We start from the raw sequence: 23,783 nt of genomic DNA, 5'->3' as shown, positions 1-23,783 counted from the left end.
TTATTTGATGCTGCGAATGTCGGCAAAATGACCGGTAACGGCGGCAGCGGCGGCCATGGCCGGGCTGACTAAATGCGTGCGACCACCGCGGCCCTGACGGCCTTCAAAATTACGGTTGCTGGTGGATGCGCAGCGTTCGCCTGGGTTCAGGCGGTCATTGTTCATCGCCAGGCACATGGAACAGCCCGGTAAACGCCATTCAAAACCGGCTTCGATAAAGATCTTATCCAGACCTTCTGCTTCCGCCTGCGCTTTCACCGGACCAGAACCCGGCACCACCAGTGCCTGCACGCCCGGCGCAACTTTGCGCCCTTTGGCGATTTCTGCCGCGGCGCGTAAATCTTCAATACGCGAGTTGGTGCAGGAACCGATGAACACTTTATCGATAGCCACTTCCGTTAACGGAATACCCGGTTTCAGCCCCATATACGCCAGCGCTTTTTCAGCTGATGCACGCTCAACGGGATCGGCAAATGACGCCGGGTCGGGAATATTATCGTTCACCGAGATGACCTGACCCGGGTTTGTTCCCCAGGTGACCTGCGGAGCGATCTCTTCTGCCTGCAGGGTAACGACGGTATCAAACGTCGCGTTGTCGTCGGTTTTCAGGGTTTTCCAGTATGTAACCGCGTGGTCAAAATCCTCGCCCTTCGGTGCGTGTAAACGACCCTGAACATAGTTAAAGGTCGTTTCATCCGGTGCGACCAGACCCGCTTTGGCGCCCATTTCAATGGCCATATTGCACAGGGTCATCCGGCCTTCCATGCTCAATGCACGGATGGCTTCGCCACAAAACTCAACCACGTGTCCGGTACCGCCTGCGCTACCGGTTTTACCGATAATCGCCAGCACGATATCTTTGGCGGTAATGCCAGCGGCTGCTTTACCGTTGACTTCAATCTTCATGGTTTTGGCGCGCCCCTGTTTCAGGGTCTGCGTCGCCAGAACGTGTTCAACTTCAGAGGTGCCAATGCCAAACGCCAGTGCGCCGAACGCGCCGTGTGTAGCGGTGTGGGAATCGCCGCAGACGATGGTCATACCCGGCAACGTCACGCCTTGTTCTGGCCCCATCACGTGAACGATACCCTGATACGGATGGTTCAGGTCGTACAGCTCGACGCCAAATTCGTTACAGTTCTTAATCAGCTCCTGCATCTGGATGCGTGCCATCTCACCCGACGCGTTGATATCTTTGGTCTGGGTAGAGACGTTGTGATCCATGGTGGCAAAGGTTTTACCTGGCTGGCGCACCTGACGGCCATGCGCGCGCAGACCATCAAACGCCTGCGGAGAGGTCACTTCATGCACCAGATGCCTGTCGATGTACAACAGTGGGGTTTCGTTTTGCGCCTCAAAGACGACGTGCGCATCAAACAATTTTTCGTACAACGTTTTGGCCATGATTACACCCCTTCTGCGACGTAACGGGCAATGATGTCGCCCATTTCATCGGTACTGACTGCGGCAGCGCCACGGGCTAAGTCACCGGTGCGAATGCCTTCTTCTAATGCGCGGTTGATGGCGCTCTCAATTGCGGTTGCCGCATCATTGGCATCCAGGCTGTAGCGCAGCAGCAGCGCCAGCGACAGGATCTGGGCGATAGGGTTGGCAATATTTTTCCCGGCGATGTCCGGAGCGGAGCCGCCAGCAGGCTCGTACAAACCGAAGCCCTGCTCATTCAGGCTGGCGGACGGTAACATGCCCATTGAACCGGTGATCATGGCGCACTCATCAGACAGAATGTCACCAAACAGGTTAGAGCACAGCAACACGTCGAACTGGGATGGATCTTTAATTAATTGCATAGTCGCGTTGTCGATGTACATATGCGCCAGTTCAATGTCCGGGTATTCATTAGCAATTTCATTGACAATTTCGCGCCACAGAATAGACGTTTGCAGTACGTTAGCTTTATCAATCGACGTAACTTTACGGCGACGTTTGCGAGCGGATTCAAACGCGATACGCGCAATACGTTCGATCTCGAAACGGTGATAAACCTCGGTATCAAAGGCTTTTTCATGTTGTCCGCTGCCTTCGCGGCCTTTTGGTTGACCGAAGTAAATCCCGCCAGTCAGTTCGCGTACGCACAGGATGTCGAAACCGTTCGCGGCAATATCTGCGCGCAGAGGGCAAAACGCTTCCAGCCCCTGGTAGAGCTTAGCCGGGCGCAGGTTGCTGAATAATTTGAAGTGCTTACGCAATGGCAGCAGTGCGCCACGCTCTGGCTGCTGGTTTGGCGGTAAGTTTTCCCATTTCGGGCCGCCAACGGAGCCAAACAGAATGGCGTCAGCTTGTTCACAGCCTTCAACCGTTGCAGGTGGCAGCGGCTGACCGTGGTTATCGATAGCGGCACCACCCACGTCGTAGTGGCTGGTGGTAATGCACATATTAAAGCGGTTGCGGATTGCGTCCAGTACCTTCAGGGCTTGCGCCATTACTTCCGGGCCAATACCGTCACCCGGCAAAACAGCAATATGATAATTCTTCGACATCACACGGTTTCCTTGTTGTTCTCGTTGTTCTGAGCTTTGCGTTGCAATTCTTTTTCGACTTCTTCGGCGCGCCAGATGTTGTTCAGCACATGCACCATCGCTTTAGCAGAAGATTCGACGATATCTGTCGCCAGACCGACGCCGTGGAAACGACGACCGTTATAGTTGGCAACGATATCCACCTGACCCAGCGCATCTTTACCGTGCCCTTTGGCGGTCAGGCTGTATTTCACCAGTTCGATGTTGTACTCAGTTACACGGTTGATGGCCTGATAAATAGCATCGACCGGACCGTTACCATTCGCCGCTTCGGCTTTGACTTCGTCACCGCAGGCCAGCTTGACGGAGGCGGTGGCGATGTCGTTTGAGCCGGACTGCACGCTGAAGTAATCCAGACGGAAATGCTCTGGTTCTTCCTGCTGTTTATTAATGAAGGCCAGCGCTTCCAGGTCGTAATCAAATACCTGACCTTTTTTATCCGCCAGTTTCAGGAATGCGTCATACAGGTTGTCCAGGCTGTATTCATTTTCTTTATATCCCATCTCATCCATACGGTGTTTCACCGCGGCGCGTCCGGAACGGGAGGTCAGGTTCAGCTGTACCTGGTTCAGACCAATGGATTCAGGCGTCATGATTTCGTAGTTTTCACGGTTTTTCAGTACGCCGTCCTGATGGATGCCGGAGGAGTGGGCAAAGGCGCCGCTACCGACAATGGCTTTGTTTGCCGGAATAGGCATGTTGCAGATTTGGCTGACTAACTGGCTGGTACGCCAGATCTCCTGGTGATTGATGCGGGTCTGTACATTCAGGATATCTTTACGCACTTTGATCGCCATGATCACTTCTTCCAGTGAGCAGTTACCGGCGCGTTCGCCGATACCGTTCATCGCGCCTTCCACTTGACGCGCTCCGGCGTGAACGGCTGCCAGCGCGTTGCCGACGCCCAAACCTAAATCATCATGGGTGTGTACGGAGATGATGGCTTTATCGATATTTGGTACGCGTTCATACAGGCCAGAAATGATTGCCCCAAATTCAAAAGGCATGGTGTAACCGACGGTATCGGGGATGTTAATGGTTTTGGCACCCGCGTTAATGGCAGCTTCAACCACGCGAGCCAGATCGGCGATAGGGGTACGGCCTGCATCTTCGCAGGAGAACTCCACGTCATCGGTATAATTACGCGCACGCTTAACCATGTAGACCGCGCGCTCAATGACCTCATCCAGCGTACTGCGTAATTTCGTCGCGATGTGCATCGGCGAGGTGGCGATAAACGTATGAATACGGAAAGCTTCAGCGACTTTCAGCGATTCTGCTGCGACGTCGATATCTTTTTCTACGCAGCGTGCTAAGGCGCAAACGCGGCTGTTTTTAACCTGACGAGCAATGGTCTGAACTGACTCAAAGTCGCCCGGTGAAGAAACGGGGAAACCTACTTCCATCACGTCAACGCCCATACGCTCAAGGGCCAGCGCAATCTGCAGTTTTTCTTTCACACTCAGGCTTGCCTGTAACGCCTGTTCACCATCGCGTAAGGTGGTATCGAAAATAATGACTTGCTGGCTCATGGTTTAGGTCCTTGGTTACTTAGGGCGCCTTGCTTCGAGCATAAAAAAACCCGCGCAACGGCGCGGGTTTTTGTCTTAACTGGAGCTGACTTAATGCTGAATGTCGTCCACCAGTCTACCGCGCAATGAAGATGCGTTTAGTAGTAGTAGACCGTTAAAACGAGCAATGTAAGTCATCAATTAAGCTCCAGGCGAATGCGATATGCTTTTAGTGGTACTGGATATGAAGACTGATGTCAACCCTCACCCCAGCAAATGCCTTACTTAAGGGGAGAAGTTTCTGCAAAACTTAAGCGAATTGTGCTGAATTTTTCGGAGTACATAAAATTAATCAGTTGATGGTTGTACATACTTTTCATGGTTTGACATATTTGAGCATAATTATTTGCATTTATTGTAACGGCGAACTGAAGAAAAGGTCGCTCTTGGGATTTCATATCTTTATGATTTATCTGTTTTTATAGTAATCGTGAATGGCTATGGACAGTGTAACACCACATAATTGATAAATTAATGTTAACTTTTAATGTATTAATAATATAAACATTTAATTAAAACTTAAATACGTATTCACGATACGTATGATTGTATATTCGCCATGCTTATGGTTATATTGTTTTTGAAATTTAAACATATGAATCATCGTGCAGTGACACCTGCCACACTGCGCTCGCATTGGTCTTTTGTTCATTTAGGTTTGTGCCTTTATGTTTTCCTAATTTTAATGTTTTTTCTTTTTCTCATCTTATATGTATGGTAAATCATATTAACGGAGATTATTTCTTCACTCCGTCTGGGAAAAGGGAGTTTAGAGTGACAGTGGAGTTAAATATGCCAGAAGTAAAAATAATAGATAAAACAAATATTATAGATATGGGGAAGCCACAGCTTCGCATGGTTGATCTTAATTTATTAACCGTCTTTGATGCGGTGATGCAAGAACAAAACATTACCCGTGCCGCACATACTTTGGGGATGTCCCAACCCGCTGTCAGTAATGCGGTCGCGCGCCTGAAAGTGATGTTTAATGATGAGCTTTTTGTTCGTTATGGACGCGGTATCCAGCCGACAGCAAGAGCTTTCCAGCTATTTGGTTCTGTTCGCCAGGCATTGCAATTAGTGCAAAATGAACTTCCTGGATCGGGTTTTGAGCCAGCCAGCAGCGAGCGCGTATTCAATCTTTGCGTATGCAGCCCATTGGATAATATTCTGACGTCGTTGATTTATAATCGGGTTGAGCAAGTAGCGCCAAACATTCATGTCGTATTTAAATCTTCACTCAATCAAAATACAGAGCATCAATTACGTTACCAGGAAACAGAATTCGTTATTAGCTATGAAGAATTCCGTCGTCCTGAATTTACCAGTATTCCGTTATTCAATGACGAAATGGTGTTAGTCGCAAGTAAAAAGCATCCGCGCATTAGTGGTCCGTTACTGGAAAACGATGTCTATAATGAACAGCATGCGGTGGTGTCACTTGATCGCTTCGCATCATTCAGCCAACCATGGTATGACACACCGGATAAACAATCCTGCGTAGCTTATCAGGGCATGGCATTAATTAGCGTTCTTAATATTGTGTCGCAAACGCATTTGGTCTCTATTGCGCCGCGTTGGTTAGCAGAAGAATTTGCCGATTCTTTAGAACTACAGATCTTACCTTTACCGTTAAAATTGAACAGCCGCACATGCTATCTTTCCTGGCATGAAGCCGCGGGCCGGGATAAAGGACATCAATGGATGGAAGAGCTGTTAGTCTCCGTTTGTAAGCAGTAGCACTTGGCAGAGTAAACCGGACAATACATCCTGTTTATTCTGCTTTTGTCTTTATAACTGAAATTTTATGCTGAACTCTATTTTTTACGTCTGTCCAAAAGTGTCAAAAAATAGAGTAATTGCTGTAAGTTCCCATTTTTAAGCGATTATTTATCATACTGATTGCTTATGCTGGTTTAATTCTCCGTTTATTCGCGTCTTTCCTCCTTTTTATTCTTATTTACTCCAGTGACACCCCTTCGGAGTCAATTGCCATGCGTCATCGTCAGCGGTTAATGTGTTGTTAAACCGTAATTCATTATAAGAGTGAGGCAAGCCATGGAGATGTTGTCTGGAGCCGAGATGGTCGTCCGATCGCTCATCGATCAGGGTGTGAAGCAGGTATTCGGTTATCCCGGGGGGGCCGTTCTCGATATTTATGATGCGCTGCATACGGTCGGCGGTATTGATCATGTGCTGGTTCGCCATGAACAAGCGGCGGTACATATGGCTGATGGCCTGGCGCGTGCCACGGGAGAAGTGGGGGTCGTATTAGTTACCTCCGGACCGGGGGCGACCAACGCGATTACCGGAATCGCAACGGCTTACATGGATTCCATTCCGCTGGTGATCCTCTCCGGACAGGTCGCAACGTCGCTGATTGGCTACGATGCCTTCCAGGAGTGCGACATGGTAGGTATATCCCGCCCGGTGGTAAAACACAGCTTCCTGGTCAAACAAACGGAAGATATCCCGCAGGTGCTGAAAAAAGCCTTCTGGCTGGCAGCAAGCGGTCGTCCTGGGCCGGTGGTGGTGGATTTGCCGAAGGATATTCTGAATCCGGCGAAGAAACTGCCTTATAGCTGGCCGGACTCGGTGAGTATGCGCTCGTATAATCCGACTACGACGGGGCACAAAGGACAGATCAAACGGGCGCTACAGACGCTGGTTGCGGCGAAGAAACCGGTTGTCTATGTGGGCGGTGGCGCGGTCAATGCTGCTTGCCATGAGCAGTTAGCTCAGATTGCTGAAGCGCTGAATCTGCCGGTTGTATCCTCGCTAATGGGGTTGGGCGCGTTTCCGGCCACGCATCGTCAGGCGCTGGGCATGTTAGGGATGCACGGTACCTACGAAGCGAATATGACCATGCATCATTCCGATGTGATCTTTGCTGTCGGCGTTCGCTTTGACGATCGAACGACGAATAACCTGGCAAAATACTGTCCGAATGCGACCGTGCTGCATATCGACATCGATCCGACCTCTATTTCTAAAACCGTTACTGCGGATATTCCGATTGTGGGTGATGCCCGTCTGGTGCTGGATCAAATGCTCGAACTGCTGGAGCAAGAGAAATCACAGCAGCCACTGGATGATAACCGTGACTGGTGGCAACAGATTGAGCACTGGCGCGCCCGTCAGTGTCTGAAATACGACACGCAAAGCGAAAGCATTAAGCCGCAGGCGGTGATTGAAACCATCTGGCGTCTGACGAAAGGGGAAGCGTATGTGACCTCTGACGTTGGCCAGCATCAGATGTTTGCCGCACTTTATTATCCGTTCGATAAACCGCGTCGCTGGATTAACTCAGGCGGCCTCGGCACGATGGGATTCGGTTTACCTGCGGCGTTAGGGGTGAAAATGGCATTGCCGGATGAAACGGTAGTGTGCGTCACCGGGGATGGCAGCATTCAGATGAACATCCAGGAGCTGTCGACGGCGCTGCAGTATGAACTGCCGGTGCTGGTGCTCAACCTTAACAACCGTTATCTCGGCATGGTCAAACAATGGCAGGACATGATCTACTCCGGGCGTCACTCCCAGTCTTACATGCAGTCGCTGCCCGATTTTGTGCGCCTTGCTGAGGCTTATGGGCATATCGGTATCCAGATTAATCATCCAGATGAACTGGAGAGCAAGCTGGGTGAAGCGCTGGAGCATGTGCGTAACCATCGCCTGGTGTTTGTCGACGTCACCGTCGACGGCAGTGAGCATGTCTACCCGATGCAGATTCGTGGGGGCGGGATGGATGAAATGTGGCTAAGCAAAACGGAGAGGACCTGATTATGCGCCGGATATTATCAGTATTGCTGGAAAATGAGTCGGGTGCATTGTCGCGGGTGATTGGCCTCTTCGCCCAGCGTGGATACAACATTGAAAGCCTGACCGTCGCGCCGACCGACGACCCCACCTTATCGCGGATGACGATTCAGACGGTAGGGGATGAGAAAGTCCTTGAGCAGATCGAAAAGCAGCTCCACAAACTGGTGGATGTTCTGCGCGTTAGCGAGCTGGGGCAGGGTGCCCACGTTGAACGAGAAATCATGCTGGTGAAAATCCAGGCCAGCGGTTATGGCCGGGAGGAGGTGAAACGCAACACGGAGATTTTCCGCGGGCAAATCATCGATGTGACGCCGTCTATCTACACCGTACAACTGGCGGGCACCAGCGACAAGCTGGATGCGTTTCTGGCAACCTTGCGTGAAGTCGCCAAAATTGTGGAAGTTGCTCGTTCCGGTGTGGTGGGACTCTCCCGTGGCGATAAAATTATGCGCTAATCGTCAACCGTAGGCCTGGTAAGCAAAGCGCTATCAGGCCTCATCGTGGAGGTCATGCCGGATAGCGGCATAAACGCCTTATCCTGCCTGCAGGTAACGAACCCGCTTTCGCTGATGCTACCTGCTGCGCTTTTTTTTGCGAAATCAGCAGTAACCAGAGACAAAAGCGGTTGCCGCAGTCATTATTCTGCGCTTAGATGTTAAGAAGTTTAACCCATGCCATCTAAAAGGTTATGGTTTGTACATTTTACGCAAGGGGCAATTGTGAAACTGGATGAAATCGCTCGGTTGGCCGGCGTTTCGCGAACGACTGCAAGCTACGTTATTAATGGCAAAGCAAAGCAATATCGCGTAAGCGACAAAACGGTTGAAAAAGTCATGGCGGTGGTGCGTGAGCATAATTACCACCCGAATGCCGTGGCGGCCGGGCTGCGTGCTGGACGCACACGTTCTATCGGGCTGGTGATCCCGGATCTTGAGAACACAAGCTATACCCGGATCGCAAACTATCTGGAACGCCAGGCGCGTCAGCGTGGGTATCAGCTGTTGATTGCCTGCTCTGAAGATCAGCCGGATAACGAAATGCGCTGTATTGAGCATCTTTTACAGCGCCAGGTCGATGCCATTATTGTGTCGACTTCTTTGCCGCCTGAGCATCCGTTCTACCAACGCTGGGCAAATAGTTCATTCCCGATTGTGGCGCTGGACCGTGCACTGGATCGCGAACATTTTACCAGCGTTGTGGGTGCGGATCAGGATGATGCGGAAATGCTGGCAGAGGAGTTACGCAAATTCCCTGCTGAAACCGTCCTCTATCTGGGCGCGCTTCCTGAATTATCCGTCAGTTTCCTGCGCGAGCAGGGTTTTCGTACCGCGTGGAAGGACGATCCGCGTGAAGTCCATTTCCTGTACGCCAACAGCTATGAGCGGGAAGCGGCTGCGCAGCTGTTTGATAAATGGCTGGAAACGCACCCAATGCCTCAGGCGTTGTTTACCACGTCGTTTGCCCTGTTGCAGGGCGTGATGGATGTGACCCTGCGTCGTGACGGGCAGCTGCCGTCTGATTTAGCGATTGCGACTTTTGGCGATCACGAACTGCTCGACTTCCTGCAGTGCCCGGTACTGGCAGTGGCACAGCGCCATCGTGATGTCGCAGAACGCGTGCTGGAGATTGTACTGGCAAGTCTGGACGAACCGCGTAAACCAAAACCAGGTTTAACGCGTATACGGCGTAATCTGTACCGTCGCGGTATTCTCAGCCGTAACTAAGTTTCCTCAATTGATGACGTCGGCGGGATAAGCCTCTGACGTCTTCAATTTTTCTATTCTCAGAAATAACCGCATTATATTTAAGAATATTCTTTAGAATTATCTGAAATTCATTCTTGAAATACCCCGAATTAAAAATGCAACTATCCATTTTTGGGTTATTGATACGTAACGACGCGTTACGCTTGTATTATTTTGTTACATGCATGTATGGATTTGCCGAATTAACAAACACTTTGCTCTCGTATTGCGGCCATCTGGTGCTTACCTCGGCTCTGCGCGGCGTACAGACCGATTAACTGGTACTGTTAACTCGCTGCATATTGTCCTAAAATGCCGCTCGCGTCGCAAACTGACACTTTATATTTTCTTTGGATGATATTCAGTTGTTTTAAACAATGATGAGTTGTTGGATTTTTTTCTTACAAATATTCATGACGTTAATTTGCTTCGTTTGCTGTACGGAATTTGTTCAACGCTGATATTAGCCGTAAACAATGGGTTTTTTGCTCCGCTAAGCGCCGCGACTTGCTTGACAAGGTTTTCCTCCGCTCCGTAAACTCCTTTAAGTGGGAATTTGTGGGATAAAGTGGTAATTGGGGGTGAGACTGGCATGTTCCGGGGAGCAACGTTAGTTAATCTCGACAGTAAAGGGCGCTTATCCGTGCCTACCCGTTATCGGGATCAACTGCTTGAGAGCGCTACCGGTCAAATGGTTTGCACCATTGACATCCATCACCCGTGCCTGCTGCTGTACCCCCTGCCTGAATGGGAAATAATCGAGCAGAAGCTATCGCGTCTGTCGAGCATGAATCCAGTTGAGCGTCGCGTACAGCGCTTATTGTTGGGTCATGCCAGCGAATGTCAGATGGATAACGCTGGTCGATTACTGATAGCACCCATTCTGCGGCAACACGCAGGGCTAACGAAAGAAGTGATGCTGGTTGGGCAGTTCAATAAGTTTGAGCTGTGGGATGAAACGACCTGGTATCAACAGGTCAAGGAAGATATCGACGCTGAGCAGTCTGTTACTGGCGCGTTGTCGGAACGATTGCAGGATTTGTCTCTATAAAATGACGGAAAATTATAAACATACAACGGTGTTGCTGGATGAAGCCGTAAACGGCCTGAATATTCGTCCAGACGGCATCTACATTGACGGGACATTTGGTCGCGGTGGTCACTCACGTCTGATCCTCTCCCAGCTTGGCGAAGAGGGACGTTTACTGGCAATCGATCGCGATCCGCAGGCTATTGCTGTTGCAAAAACGATTACTGATCCCCGTTTCTCCATCGTACATGGACCTTTCTCTGCGCTGGCTGACTATGTCGCCGAGCGTGGACTGACCGGTAAGATCGACGGGATTCTTCTCGATCTCGGCGTTTCTTCACCGCAGCTCGATGATGCAGAGCGCGGTTTCTCGTTTATGCGTGACGGTCCGTTAGATATGCGTATGGACCCAACACGCGGTCAGTCAGCGGCCGAATGGCTGCAAACCGCCGATGAAGCAGACATTGCCTGGGTGATTAAAACCTTTGGCGAAGAGCGCTTCGGCAAACGCATTGCGCGCGCCATCGTGGAGCGCAACCGCATCGAACCGATGACCCGCACCAAAGAGCTGGCGGAAGTTATTGCAGCGGCAATGCCGGTGAAAGACAAATTCAAACATCCCGCGACCCGTACCTTCCAGGCGGTGCGCATTTGGGTGAACAGTGAACTGGAGGAGATAGAGCAGGCGCTAAAAAGCTCGCTCAGCGTGCTGGCTCCAGGTGGTCGCCTTTCGATCATCAGTTTCCATTCACTTGAAGACCGCATTGTGAAACGCTTTATGCGTGAACAAAGCCGTGGTCCTCAGGTACCGGCTGGAATACCGATGACCGAAGCGCAGATCAAAAAGCTGGGCGGCCGTGAGTTAAGAGCACTAGGCAAGATGATGCCGGGTGAAGAAGAGGTAGCTGAGAATCCTCGTGCCCGTAGTTCAGTTCTGCGTATTGCAGAGAGGACGAACGCATGATCAGCAGAGTGACAGAAGCCCTCAGCAAAGTTAAAGGATCGATAGGAAGCAACGAGCGCCATGCCTTGCCTGGCGTGATCGGTGACGATCTTTTGCGGTTTGGGAAGCTGCCACTCTGCCTGTTCATTTGCATTATTTTGACGGCGGTTACCGTCGTGACAACAGCACACCATACGCGGTTACTGACTGCGCAGCGTGAGCAGCTGGTTCTGGAGCGAGATGCGCTGGATATCGAATGGCGCAACTTGATCCTTGAGGAGAACGCGCTCGGCGACCATAGCCGTGTTGAACGGATCGCAACGGAAAAGCTGCAAATGCAGCATGTCGATCCCTCACAAGAAAATATCGTAGTACAAAAATAAGGATAAACGCGACGCATGAAAGCAGCGGCAAAAACGCACAAACCAAAACGCCAGGAAGAACAAGCCAACTTTATCAGTTGGCGTTTTGCGTTACTGTGCGGCTGTATATTGCTGGCACTGGGTTTTCTGCTGGGGCGCGTTGCCTGGCTGCAAATCATCGCGCCGGACATGCTGGTGCGTCAGGGTGATATGCGCTCTCTACGCGTCCAGGAAGTGTCTACATCACGCGGAATGATTACCGACCGCTCTGGTCGCCCGCTGGCGGTGAGCGTTCCGGTTAAAGCGATATGGGCCGACCCGAAAGAAGTACATGATGCAGGCGGCGTGAGCGTTGGCGAACGCTGGAGAGCGCTGTCAACCGCGCTGAATCTCCCGCTCGATCAACTGGCTTCCCGCATTAACGCCAACCCGAAAGGGCGCTTCATCTATCTGGCGCGTCAGGTAAACCCTGACATGGCCGACTACATCAAGAAACTGAAGCTGCCAGGTATCCACCTGCGCGAAGAATCCCGCCGTTACTATCCTTCCGGAGAAGTGACTGCTCACCTCATCGGTTTTACTAACGTCGACAGCCAGGGGATTGAAGGCGTAGAGAAGAGCTTCGACAAGTGGCTCACCGGACAACCGGGCGAACGTATTGTACGTAAAGACCGTTATGGCCGCGTCATTGAAGATATCTCCTCTACCGACAGCCAGGCGGCGCATAACCTCGCGTTGAGCATTGATGAGCGTTTACAGGCACTGGTCTACCGTGAACTGAATAACGCCGTGGCGTTCAACAAGGCGGAGTCAGGCAGTGCGGTACTGGTGGATGTAAACACCGGTGAAGTGCTGGCCATGGCCAACAGTCCGTCCTACAACCCGAACAATCTCACCGGTACGCCAAAAGACGCGATGCGTAACCGTACCATCACCGACGTGTTTGAACCGGGTTCTACCGTTAAACCGATGGTGGTGATGACCGCGCTGCAGCGTGGCGTGGTTCGCGAAAATACCGTCCTCAATACTATCCCTTACCGAATTAATGGTCACGAAATCAAAGACGTGGCGCGTTATAGCGAATTAACCCTCACCGGGGTTTTGCAGAAGTCGAGTAACGTCGGTGTTTCCAAGCTGGCGTTAGCGATGCCGTCCTCAGCGTTAGTAGATACTTACTCACGTTTTGGGCTGGGAAAAGCGACCAATTTGGGGTTGGTCGGAGAACGCAGTGGCTTATATCCTCAAAAACAACGGTGGTCTGACATAGAGAGGGCCACCTTCTCTTTCGGCTACGGGCTAATGGTAACGCCGTTACAGTTAGCGCGAGTCTATGCAACGATCGGCAGCTACGGCGTTTATCGTCCACTGTCGATTACCAAAGTTGACCCTCCTGTTCCGGGTGAGCGTATCTTCCCGGAAGATACCGTGCGTACCGTCGTGCATATGATGGAAAGCGTGGCACTGCCGGGCGGCGGCGGCGTGAAGGCGGCCATTAAAGGCTATCGCATCGCTATTAAAACCGGTACAGCGAAAAAAGTAGGGCCGGATGGCCGCTACATCAACAAATACATTGCTTATACCGCAGGCGTTGCGCCTGCGAGTCAGCCGCGCTTCGCGCTGGTTGTTGTTATCAACGATCCGCAGGCGGGTAAATACTACGGTGGCGCCGTTTCCGCGCCGGTCTTTGGTGCCATCATGGGCGGCGTACTGCGCACCATGAACATCGAGCCGGATGCGCTGACAACGGGCGATAAAAATGAATTTGTGAATAATCAAGGCGAGGCAACAGGTGGCAGATCGTAATTTGCGCGACCTTCTTGCTCCATGGGTGCCGGGTGCACCGGAGCGAGCACTGCGGGAGATGACGCTTGACAGCCGTGTGGCTGCATCAGGCGATCTCTTTGTCGCAGTATTGGGTCATCAGGCGGACGGGCGTCGGTATATCCCGCAGGCGATAGCGCAAGGTGTGGCTGCCATTATTGCAGAAGCAAAAGATGAAGCTACTGATGGTGAAATCCGTGAAATGCATGGCGTTCCGGTCATCTATCTCAGTCAGCTTAACGAACGTTTATCTGCACTGGCGGGCCGTTTTTACCACGAGCCTTCTGAGAAAATGCGTCTGGTCGGCGTAACCGGGACTAACGGTAAAACCACCACCACCCAATTGCTGGCCCAGTGGAGCCAACTGCTTGGCGAAACCAGCGCGGTAATGGGAACAGTAGGCAATGGCCTGCTGGGCAAAGTGATCCCGACGGAAAATACCACCGGTTCAGCCGTTGATGTCCAGCATGTGCTGGCGGGGCTGGCTGCGCAGGGCGCAACGGTTGGCGCGATGGAAGTCTCTTCACACGGCCTGGTTCAGCATCGCGTCGCGGCGCTGAAGTTTGCCGCATCAGTATTTACTAACTTAAGCCGCGACCATCTCGACTACCACGGCGACATGGAACATTACGAAGCCGCGAAATGGCTGCTGTATTCCACGCACCATTGCGGTCAGGCCATCGTCAATGCGGATGATGAAGTCGGTCGTCGCTGGCTGGCGAAACTCCCGGATGCGGTTGCCGTTTCGATGGAAGACCACATCAACCCGAACTGTCATGGTCGTTGGTTAAAAGCGGTTGACGTGAAGTATCACGACAGCGGGGCAACGATTCGTTTTACCTCATCATGGGGCGACGGCGAAATTGAAAGCCGCCTGATGGGGGCGTTTAACGTCAGCAATCTTCTGCTGGCGCTGGCAACGCTGTTGGCACTGGGCTATCCGTTAGCTGATTTACTGAAAACGGCGACACAATTGCAGCCGGTTTGCGGACGTATGGAAGTGTTCAGCGCGCCGGGTAAAACCACCGTGGTGGTTGATTACGCTCATACGCCAGATGCGCTGGAAAAAGCGCTGCAGGCGGCACGTCTGCACTGTACTGGCAAACTGTGGTGCGTCTTTGGCTGCGGCGGTGATCGCGATAAAGGCAAACGTCCGTTGATGGGCGCAATCGCCGAGCAGTTTGCAGATGTTGTCGTGGTGACTGATGACAACCCGCGTACCGAAGAGCCGCGCGCCATTATTAACGACATTCTGGCGGGTATGCTGGATGCCGGACAGGCGAAGGTGATGGAAGGGCGCGCAGAAGCCGTGACAAACGCCATTATGCAGGCGAAAGAAAACGACGTGGTGCTGGTGGCCGGGAAAGGTCACGAAGATTACCAGATCGTCGGCTCGCAGCGTCTCGACTATTCTGACCGCGTGACCGCAGCGCGTCTGCTGGGGGTTATCGCATGATTAGCGTAACGCTCAGCCAACTGGCGGAGATCCTCCGTGGCGAACTGAAAGGGGCCGATCTGACCCTTGATGCCGTAACAACCGATACGCGTAAAGTGACGCCGGGCTGCCTGTTTGTGGCGCTGAAAGGCGAACGCTTTGATGCCCATGATTTTGCAGACAAAGCGCAAGAGAGCGGGGCGGGTGCGCTGCTGGTCAGCCGCCCGTTGGACACCAACCTGCCGCAGCTGATTGTTAAAGATACGCGTATGGCGTTTGGTGAACTGGCGGCGTGGGTTCGCGCTCAGGTTCCGGCGCGCGTTGTCGCGCTGACCGGCTCATCCGGTAAAACGTCCGTCAAAGAGATGACGGCTGCCATTCTGAGCCAGTGTGGTAACACCCTATATACCGCGGGCAATCTGAATAACGACATCGGCGTACCGATGACGCTGCTGCGCTTAACTAACGATTACGATTATGCCGTGATTGAGCTCGGCGCCAACCATCAGGGCGAAATCGCCTGGACCGTCGGCCTGACGCGTCCGGAAGCGGCGCTGGTGAACAATCTGGCCGCCGCGCACCTGGAAGGTTTCGGCTCTCTGGCGGGCGTTGCGAAGGCAAAAGGTGAGATTTTTACCGGCCTGTCTGCAAATGGTATCGCCATTATGAATGCCGACAACAACGACTGGTTGAACTGGCAAAGCATCATCGGCGATCGCAAAGTCTGGCGCTTCTCCCCGAATGCGGCCAACAGCGACTTTTCTGCGACCAACGTTCATGTGACCTCGCATGGCACAGAATTTTCTCTGCAAACGCCGACCGGAAGCATTGATGTCCTGCTGCCGTTGCCGGGTCGTCACAATATCGCTAACGCCCTTGCGGCGGCGGCGCTTTCTATGGCGGTAGGCGCGACGCACGAGGCGATCACTGCGGGTTTGAAGGATCTGCAAGCGGTACCGGGACGTCTGTACCCGATTCAACTCGCAGAAAATCAGCTGCTGCTGGACGACTCCTATAACGCGAACGTCGGTTCGATGACCGCAGCGGTGCAGGTGCTGTCTGAAATGCCGGGCTATCGCGTTCTGGTCGTTGGCGATATGGCAGAGCTTGGCGCAGAAAGTGAAGCATGCCATGTACAGGTAGGTGTTGCTGCGAAAGCAGCAGGTATCGACCGTGTACTGAGTACAGGAAAACTGAGTCAGGCAATTAGCGACGCCAGCGGCGTTGGCGAACATTTTGCGGATAAAAGCGCGCTGGCCGCGCATCTTAAAGCATTGATTGCAGAACATCAGGTCATGACGATTTTAGTGAAGGGTTCACGTAGTGCCGCCATGGAAGAGGTAGTACGCGCATTACAGGAGAATGGGACATGTTAGTTTGGCTGGCCGAACATTTGGTCAAATATTATTCCGGCTTTAACGTCTTTTCCTATCTGACGTTTCGCGCCATCGTCAGCCTGCTGACCGCGCTGTTCATCTCTTTGTGGATGGGCCCGCGCATGATTGCCCGCTTGCAAAAAATGTCCTTTGGACAGGTTGTACGTAACGACGGTCCTGAATCGCACTTTAGTAAACGTGGTACGCCAACCATGGGCGGGATCATGATCCTCACCGCGATTGTTATCTCCGTTCTGTTGTGGGCATATCCGTCGAACCCGTACGTATGGTGCGTGCTGGTGGTATTGATTGGCTACGGCATTATCGGTTTTGTCGATGACTACCGCAAAGTGGTGCGCAAAGATACCAAGGGGCTGATTGCCCGCTGGAAGTACTTCTGGATGTCGGTGATTGCGCTGGGTGTAGCCTTTGCGCTGTACCTCGCCGGTAAAGATACCCCGGCTACCGAGCTGGTGGTGCCGTTCTTTAAAGATGTCATGCCGCAATTGGGGCTGTTCTACGTGCTGCTGGCGTACTTCGTGATTGTGGGCACTGGCAACGCGGTAAACCTCACCGATGGCCTGGATGGTCTGGCGATTATGCCGACCGTGTTCGTGGCCGCAGGTTTTGCGCTGGTGGCGTGGGCGACCGGTAACATGAACTTTGCCAACTACCTGCACATTCCCTATTTACGCCATGCCGGCGAACTGGTGATCGTCTGTACGGCGATTGTTGGTGCGGGGTTAGGCTTCCTGTGGTTTAACACCTATCCGGCGCAGGTCTTTATGGGAGACGTCGGTTCGCTGGCGCTGGGCGGCGCGCTGGGCATTATTGCCGTGCTGCTGCGTCAGGAATTCCTGCTGGTAATTATGGGCGGCGTATTTGTTGTGGAAACGCTGTCGGTCATTCTGCAGGTTGGCTCCTTTAAGCTGCGCGGACAGCGTATCTTCCGTATGGCGCCGATTCACCATCACTATGAACTGAAAGGCTGGCCGGAACCGCGCGTAATTGTGCGATTCTGGATTATTTCGCTGATGCTGGTGCTGATTGGCCTGGCAACGCTGAAGGTACGTTAATCATGGCTGATTACCAGGGTAAAAAAGTCGTCATTATCGGTCTGGGATTGACCGGGCTGTCCTGCGTGGATTTCTTTCTGGCGCGTGGCGTGACGCCGCGTGTGATGGATACCCGCGCAACGCCACCTGGCCTGGATAAATTGCCGGAAGCGGTTGAGCGTCATGTTGGCAGCCTGAATGATGATTGGCTGCTGGCCGCCGATCTCATCGTCGCCAGCCCTGGTATTGCCCTGGCGCATCCTTCTCTGAGCGCCGCTGCTGATGCAGGGATCGAAATTGTCGGTGACATCGAGCTGTTCTGTCGTGAAGCGCAGGCGCCGATCGTCGCGATCACCGGTTCCAACGGGAAAAGCACCGTCACCACGTTGGTGGGAGAAATGGCGAAAGCGGCTGGTGTGAACGTGGGTGTTGGCGGAAATATCGGCCTGCCCGCGCTGATGCTGCTGGATGACGAACGTGAGCTGTATGTACTGGAGCTGTCGAGCTTCCAGCTGGAGACAACCTCCAGCTTACAGGCCGTAGCCGCCACCATTTTGAACGTCACCGAAGATCATATGGACAGGTATCCGTTTGGCTTGCAGCAGTACCGTGCGGCCAAACTGCGCGTCTATGAGAATGCGAAAGTGTGCGTGGTTAATGCCGATGATGCGCTGACCATGCCGATTCGCGGGGCGGATGAGCGCTGCGTGAGCTTTGGCATCAACATGGGTGACTATCATCTCAATCGTCAGCAGGGTGAAACCTGGCTGCGGGTGAAGGGTGAAAAAGTCCTGAACGTGAAAGAGATGACGCTTACCGGCCAGCATAACTATACCAACGCCCTGGCGGCGCTGGCGCTGGCGGATGCTGCGGGTCTGCCGCGGGCATCCAGCCTGAAAGCGCTGACTACCTTTACCGGTCTGGCGCATCGTTTCCAGTTGGTACTGAATCATAACGGTGTGCGTTGGATCAACGATTCAAAAGCCACCAACGTTGGCAGCACCGAAGCGGCGCTGAATGGTCTGCACGTTGACGGTACGTTGCACCTGCTGCTGGGCGGCGATGGGAAATCCGCCGACTTTATGCCGCTGCAACGCTACCTGACTGGCGACAACATTCGTCTGTACTGCTTTGGTCGCGATGGCGCGCAGCTTGCCGCTCTGCGTCCTGAGGTTGCGGAACATACTGAAACCATGGAACAGGCAATGCGTCTGCTCGCACCGCGTGTGAAGCCGGGTGATATGGTGCTGCTGTCGCCAGCCTGCGCCAGCCTTGACCAGTTCAAGAACTTTGAGCAACGCGGTGACGTCTTTACCCGTTTAGCGAAGGAGTTGGGTTGATGCGCTTCTCTCTCCCTCGTCTGAAAATGCCGCGCGTACCGGGACTGGGTGTCCTGGCGTGGATCTTCGCGGCACTTAAAGGCTGGGTGATGGCTTCGCGTGATAAAGACGCGGACAGCTTGATCATGTATGACCGCATGCTGCTGTGGCTGACCTTTGGTCTGGCAGCGATCGGTTTTGTGATGGTGACATCGGCATCGATGCCCGTAGGGCAACGCCTGGCAGGCGATCCCTTCCTGTTTGCTAAGCGTGACGCGCTGTATATCTTCCTCGCGTTCTGTCTGGCGATGGTGACGCTACGTCTGCCGATGGAGTTCTGGCAAAAGTACAGCACAACGATGCTGATCGCCTCGATCATCATGTTGTTGATCGTGCTGGTGGTGGGTAGCTCCGTTAACGGGGCGTCGCGTTGGATCGCGCTGGGTCCACTGCGTATTCAGCCTGCGGAATTTACCAAGCTGTCGCTGTTCTGTTATCTCGCTAACTACCTGGTGCGTAAAGTCGATGAAGTGCGTAATAACCTGCGCGGCTTCTTAAAACCGATGGGCGTGATTCTGGTGCTGGCAGTCTTACTGCTGGCGCAGCCTGACCTTGGTACGGTAGTGGTACTGTTTGTCACGACGCTGGCGATGCTGTTTCTCGCTGGTGCGAAACTGTGGCAGTTCATTGCCATTATCGGCATGGGGATTTCGGCGGTGGTGCTGCTGATCCTTGCCGAACCGTATCGTATTCGCCGCGTAACCTCTTTCTGGAATCCATGGGAAGATCCGTTTGGCAGCGGCTATCAGTTAACGCAATCGCTGATGGCTTTTGGTCGCGGTGAGGTTTGGGGTCAGGGGTTAGGTAATTCAGTGCAAAAACTGGAGTATTTACCGGAAGCGCACACCGACTTCATCTTCGCCATCATTGGGGAAGAGCTGGGTTATATCGGTGTGGTATTGGCACTTTTAATGGTATTCTTCGTCGCTTTTCGCGCGATGTCGATCGGTCGCAAAGCGCTGGAAATTGACCACCGTTTTTCAGGCTTTTTAGCCTGCTCCATCGGGATTTGGTTTAGCTTCCAGGCCCTGGTAAACGTCGGCGCGGCAGCAGGTATGCTGCCAACAAAAGGTCTGACGTTACCGCTGATCAGTTATGGTGGTTCCAGTTTGTTGATTATGTCGACGGCCATCATGTTTTTGTTACGTATTGATTATGAAACGCGTCTGGAAAAAGCCCAGGCGTTTACACGAGGTGCACGATGAGTGGTCAACCGAAGCGGTTAATGGTGATGGCAGGCGGTACCGGCGGGCATGTGTTCCCGGGGCTGGCGGTTGCGCACCATTTAATGGCCCAGGGCTGGCAGGTTCGTTGGCTGGGCACCGCCGATCGTATGGAAGCGGACTTAGTGCCGAAGCATGGCATTGAAATTGACTTTATTCGCATCTCCGGTTTGCGTGGCAAAGGTGTCAACGCGCTACTTGCCGCCCCCGTGCGTATTTTTAATGCCTGGCGTCAGGCGCGCGCCATCATGAAGCAGTTTAAGCCTGATGTGGTGCTGGGGATGGGCGGCTACGTGTCCGGCCCTGGCGGTCTGGCTGCCTGGTCATTAGGCATTCCGGTTGTCCTGCATGAGCAAAACGGCATTGCGGGATTAACCAACAAGTGGCTGGCGAAGATTGCAACGAAGGTGATGCAGGCTTTTCCTGGCGCTTTCCCGAATGCGGAAGTGGTGGGTAACCCAGTACGCACCGACGTTCTGGCGCTGCCGTTGCCCGAAGCGCGTCTGGCGGGGCGTGAAGGCCCGGTTCGCGTGCTGGTCGTCGGGGGATCTCAGGGCGCACGCGTATTGAACCAGACGATGCCGCAGGTTGCCGCAAAGCTTGGTGACGCGGTGACTATCTGGCATCAGAGTGGCAAAGGCGCGCAGCAAACCGTTGAACAGGCGTATGCCGACGCGGGACAACCGCAGCACAAGGTCACTGAGTTTATTGATGATATGGCAGCAGCATACGCGTGGGCGGATGTCGTAGTTTGTCGCTCCGGCGCGCTGACGGTAAGCGAAATTGCCGCCGCAGGTTTGCCTGCGCTGTTTGTGCCTTTCCAGCACAAAGACCGACAGCAGTACTGGAATGCGCTGCCGCTGGAGAAAGCGGGCGCCGCCAAAATTCTTGAGCAGCCGCAGTTTACTGTGGATGCCGTCGCTAACACCCTTTCCGGGTGGTCGCGAGAAACCTTATTAACCATGGCAGAACGTGCGCGCGCCGCTTCCATTCCGGATGCTACAGAGCGCGTTGCTAATGAAGTGAGCCGGGCTGCCCGGGCGTAATTGTGGTGATGCCTTTTGCATCGCATGAACTAAGAAGTTAATGGCTAAAGAATGAATACACAACAACTGGCAAAACTGCGTTCCATCGTGCCCGAAATGCGTCGCGTTCGGCACATTCACTTTGTCGGCATCGGTGGTGCTGGTATGGGCGGTATTGCCGAAGTTTTGGCCAACGAAGGTTATCAGATCAGCGGTTCTGACTTAGCGCCGAACCCGGTGACGCAGCAGTTGACGAATCTGGGCGCCACGATTTTCTTCAACCATCGCCCGGAAAACGTGCGCGATGCGAGCGTGGTGGTGGTATCCAGCGCCATTTCTGCGGATAACCCGGAAATTGTTGCGGCGCATGAAGCGCGCATTCCGGTGATCCGTCGTGCTGAAATGCTGGCGGAGTTAATGCGTTTTCGTCACGGTATCGCCATTGCCGGGACGCACGGTAAAACCACGACCACAGCGATGGTCTCCAGTATCTACGCGGAAGCGGGGCTGGATCCGACGTTTGTCAACGGCGGTCTGGTGAAGGCCGCAGGCGTCCATGCGCGTCTGGGTCATAGCCGTTATTTAATTGCTGAGGCGGATGAGAGCGATGCGTCGTTCCTGCATTTGCAGCCGATGGTGGCGATTGTTACCAATATCGAAGCCGATCATATGGATACCTACCATGGCGACTTCGAAAATTTAAAGCAGACGTTTATTAATTTCCTGCATAACTTGCCGTTTTATGGTCGTGCGGTGATGTGCGTTGACGACCCAGTGATCCGCGAGTTGTTGCCGCGAGTTGGTCGTCAAACCACAACCTATGGTTTCAGCGATGATGCTGATGTGCGCGTCGAAGATTACCAGCAGATTGGTCCACAAGGACACTTCACGCTGCTGCGTCAGGGGATGGCCGATTTACGCGTGACGTTGAACGCACCGGGCCGTCACAATGCGCTGAACGCGGCGGCGGCGGTAGCAGTTGCAACAGAAGAAGGCATTGAAGACGACGCAATTCTGCGCGCGCTGGAAAGTTTCCAGGGCACCGGACGACGTTTTGACTTCCTCGGCGAATTCCCGCTTGAGCCGGTAAACGGTAAAGCCGGGACGGCGATGCTGGTGGATGATTATGGTCATCACCCTACGGAAGTGGATGCCACGATTAAAGCTGCACGCGCGGGCTGGCCGGACAAAAATTTGGTGATGCTGTTCCAGCCGCACCGCTTTACGCGTACTCGCGATCTGTATGACGACTTTGCCAACGTGCTGACTCAGGTCGATGCGCTGTTGATGCTGGATGTGTACGCCGCGGGTGAAGCCGCGATTCCAGGAGCCGACAGTCGCTCGCTGTGCCGTACGATCCGTGGTCGCGGTAAGATCGACCCGATTCTGGTATCCGATCCGGCTCAGGTGGCAGACATGCTGGCGCCGGTATTAACCGGCAACGATCTGATTTTGGTGCAGGGCGCTGGAAATATCGGCAAAATCGCGCGTTCCTTAGCTGAAATCAAACTGAAGCCGCAAAACCCGGAGGAAGAACAACATGGCTGATAAAATCGCGGTCCTGTTAGGGGGAACCTCCGCAGAGCGTGACGTTTCGCTGAATTCCGGCGCGGCCGTACTGGCAGGGTTACGCGAAGGTGGTGTGGATGCTCATCCAATTGACCCAAAAGAGGTTGATGTCACGCTTTTGAAATCGATGGGTTTTCAAAAGGTGTTTATTGCGCTGCACGGTCGTGGTGGTGAAGATGGCACGTTGCAGGGCATGCTGGAGCTGATTGGACTGCCGTACACCGGTAGTGGCGTCATGGCTTCTGCGATTTCGATGGACAAACTGCGCAGCAAACTGTTGTGGCAGGGGGCTGGTTTACCGGTCGCGCCTTGGGTCGCATTGACCCGCGCTGAGTTCGAAAAAGGCCTTAATGATGAGGTGGTTACGGAGATTTCTGCGCTAGGTTTGCCGCTGATTGTGAAGCCCAGCCGTGAAGGCTCAAGCGTAGGGATGTCAAAAGTTGAAGAAGAAAATGCTTTGCATGGTGCATTAGCATTGGCTTTTCAGCATGATGAAGAAGTACTGATCGAAAAATGGCTCAGTGGCCCGGAATTTACAGTTGCGATACTTGGTGAAGAAATTTTACCGTCAATACGTATCCAACCTGCGGGAACCTTCTATGATTATGAGGCGAAGTATCTCTCTGATGAGACACAATATTTCTGCCCTGCCGGTCTGGAAGTCGAACAAGAGGCCCGTTTACAGGAATTAGTCCTGAAAGCGTGGACCACATTGGGCTGTAAAGGTTGGGGTCGCATTGACGTCATGCTGGACAGCGATGGCCAGTTTTATCTGCTGGAAGCGAATACCTCTCCGGGTATGACCAGCCACAGTCTGGTGCCGATGGCGGCGCGTCAGGCGGGCCTGAGCTTCTCGCAGTTGGTGGTAAGAATTCTGGAGTTGGCGGACTGAT

At 53.2% G+C, this 23,783-nt stretch carries 20 protein-coding genes; 16 read left to right on the top strand and 4 right to left on the bottom strand.

Annotated features, from left to right (window positions below; all coding sequences use genetic code 11):
- From leuC to leuL, 4 genes are all read right to left on the bottom strand, one after another.
- Positions 1-1,401: a 3-isopropylmalate dehydratase large subunit gene (leuC, locus tag OGY13_RS09480; protein WP_032942358.1), complete on the bottom strand. Its 1,401-nt coding sequence runs from the start codon at positions 1,399-1,401 to the stop codon at positions 1-3.
- A 2-nt stretch (positions 1,402-1,403) separates the two neighbouring features.
- A complete protein-coding gene (gene leuB / locus OGY13_RS09475) occupies positions 1,404-2,495 on the bottom strand; it encodes a 3-isopropylmalate dehydrogenase (RefSeq protein WP_213753081.1) in 1,092 nt (363 codons plus the stop codon).
- Positions 2,495-4,066, bottom strand: a complete 1,572-nt coding sequence (gene leuA, locus OGY13_RS09470) for a 2-isopropylmalate synthase (protein WP_008786191.1) — start codon at positions 4,064-4,066, stop codon at positions 2,495-2,497. Before leuA ends, leuB begins: the two co-directional genes overlap by 1 nt.
- A gap of 90 nt (positions 4,067-4,156) precedes the next feature.
- Positions 4,157-4,243 (bottom strand): leu operon leader peptide, encoded by an 87-nt coding sequence (gene leuL, locus OGY13_RS09465; protein WP_048998978.1) that lies wholly within the window; start codon positions 4,241-4,243, stop codon positions 4,157-4,159.
- Positions 4,244-4,897: 654 nt separating this feature from the next.
- On the opposite strand from leuL, the gene leuO reads away from it, so the two are divergent.
- The 16 genes from leuO (at position 4,898) to OGY13_RS09385 (ending at position 23,782) form a co-directional block, all read left to right on the top strand.
- The gene (gene leuO / locus OGY13_RS09460) at positions 4,898-5,845 is read left to right on the top strand and encodes a transcriptional regulator LeuO (RefSeq protein WP_208744706.1); all 948 of its coding nucleotides are present in this window, start codon (positions 4,898-4,900) and stop codon (positions 5,843-5,845) included.
- A 318-nt stretch (positions 5,846-6,163) separates the two neighbouring features.
- Positions 6,164-7,888: an acetolactate synthase 3 large subunit gene (ilvI, locus tag OGY13_RS09455; RefSeq protein ID WP_020996230.1), complete on the top strand. Its 1,725-nt coding sequence runs from the start codon at positions 6,164-6,166 to the stop codon at positions 7,886-7,888.
- A 2-nt stretch (positions 7,889-7,890) separates the two neighbouring features.
- The gene (gene ilvN / locus OGY13_RS09450) at positions 7,891-8,382 is read left to right on the top strand and encodes an acetolactate synthase small subunit (protein ID WP_003829566.1); all 492 of its coding nucleotides are present in this window, start codon (positions 7,891-7,893) and stop codon (positions 8,380-8,382) included.
- A 264-nt stretch (positions 8,383-8,646) separates the two neighbouring features.
- Positions 8,647-9,651 carry a catabolite repressor/activator gene (cra, locus tag OGY13_RS09445; RefSeq protein WP_003018794.1) on the top strand — a complete coding sequence of 335 codons (1,005 nt, stop codon included), beginning with the start codon at positions 8,647-8,649 and terminating at the stop codon, positions 9,649-9,651.
- Between the two features lie 613 nt (positions 9,652-10,264).
- Positions 10,265-10,723: a division/cell wall cluster transcriptional repressor MraZ gene (mraZ, locus tag OGY13_RS09440; RefSeq protein WP_003018792.1), complete on the top strand. Its 459-nt coding sequence runs from the start codon at positions 10,265-10,267 to the stop codon at positions 10,721-10,723.
- Position 10,724: 1 nt separating this feature from the next.
- A complete protein-coding gene (gene rsmH, locus OGY13_RS09435) occupies positions 10,725-11,666 on the top strand; it encodes a 16S rRNA (cytosine(1402)-N(4))-methyltransferase RsmH (RefSeq protein WP_003018789.1) in 942 nt (313 codons plus the stop codon).
- A complete protein-coding gene (ftsL, locus tag OGY13_RS09430) occupies positions 11,663-12,028 on the top strand; it encodes a cell division protein FtsL (RefSeq protein WP_000625651.1) in 366 nt (121 codons plus the stop codon). The genes rsmH and ftsL overlap by 4 nt, the downstream gene beginning before the upstream one ends.
- A gap of 15 nt (positions 12,029-12,043) precedes the next feature.
- Positions 12,044-13,810, top strand: coding sequence for a peptidoglycan glycosyltransferase FtsI (gene ftsI / locus OGY13_RS09425; RefSeq protein WP_003829538.1), 1,767 nt, complete (start codon positions 12,044-12,046; stop codon positions 13,808-13,810).
- The gene (gene murE / locus OGY13_RS09420) at positions 13,797-15,284 is read left to right on the top strand and encodes a UDP-N-acetylmuramoyl-L-alanyl-D-glutamate--2,6-diaminopimelate ligase (protein ID WP_008786196.1); all 1,488 of its coding nucleotides are present in this window, start codon (positions 13,797-13,799) and stop codon (positions 15,282-15,284) included. Before ftsI ends, murE begins: the two co-directional genes overlap by 14 nt.
- Entirely contained in the window at positions 15,281-16,639 is a 1,359-nt protein-coding gene (murF, locus tag OGY13_RS09415) for a UDP-N-acetylmuramoyl-tripeptide--D-alanyl-D-alanine ligase (RefSeq protein ID WP_213752813.1), read from the top strand. Before murE ends, murF begins: the two co-directional genes overlap by 4 nt.
- Entirely contained in the window at positions 16,633-17,715 is a 1,083-nt protein-coding gene (mraY, locus tag OGY13_RS09410; protein WP_003018774.1) for a phospho-N-acetylmuramoyl-pentapeptide-transferase, read from the top strand. Before murF ends, mraY begins: the two co-directional genes overlap by 7 nt.
- Before the next feature lie 2 nt (positions 17,716-17,717).
- Complete coding sequence (murD, locus tag OGY13_RS09405) at positions 17,718-19,034, top strand: UDP-N-acetylmuramoyl-L-alanine--D-glutamate ligase (RefSeq protein WP_008786197.1); 1,317 nt, start codon at positions 17,718-17,720, stop codon at positions 19,032-19,034.
- On the top strand, positions 19,034-20,278 hold the full coding sequence (gene ftsW / locus OGY13_RS09400) for a cell division protein FtsW (protein WP_003829529.1): 1,245 nt from the start codon (positions 19,034-19,036) through the stop codon (positions 20,276-20,278). The genes murD and ftsW overlap by 1 nt, the downstream gene beginning before the upstream one ends.
- Positions 20,275-21,342 (top strand): undecaprenyldiphospho-muramoylpentapeptide beta-N-acetylglucosaminyltransferase, encoded by a 1,068-nt coding sequence (gene murG / locus OGY13_RS09395; protein ID WP_003829528.1) that lies wholly within the window; start codon positions 20,275-20,277, stop codon positions 21,340-21,342. Before ftsW ends, murG begins: the two co-directional genes overlap by 4 nt.
- Positions 21,343-21,393: 51 nt before the next feature.
- Entirely contained in the window at positions 21,394-22,869 is a 1,476-nt protein-coding gene (gene murC, locus OGY13_RS09390) for a UDP-N-acetylmuramate--L-alanine ligase (RefSeq protein ID WP_003018763.1), read from the top strand.
- Complete coding sequence (locus tag OGY13_RS09385; RefSeq protein ID WP_032942366.1) at positions 22,862-23,782, top strand: D-alanine--D-alanine ligase; 921 nt, start codon at positions 22,862-22,864, stop codon at positions 23,780-23,782. Before murC ends, OGY13_RS09385 begins: the two co-directional genes overlap by 8 nt.
- Position 23,783: the final 1 nt, after the last annotated feature.

The organism is Citrobacter sp. Cpo045 (genome assembly GCF_030332875.1).
Taxonomy (GTDB): domain Bacteria; phylum Pseudomonadota; class Gammaproteobacteria; order Enterobacterales; family Enterobacteriaceae; genus Citrobacter; species Citrobacter portucalensis.
The sequence above is the reverse complement of the archived record's forward strand: the minus strand, read 5'-3'. Positions and strand labels throughout refer to the sequence as shown.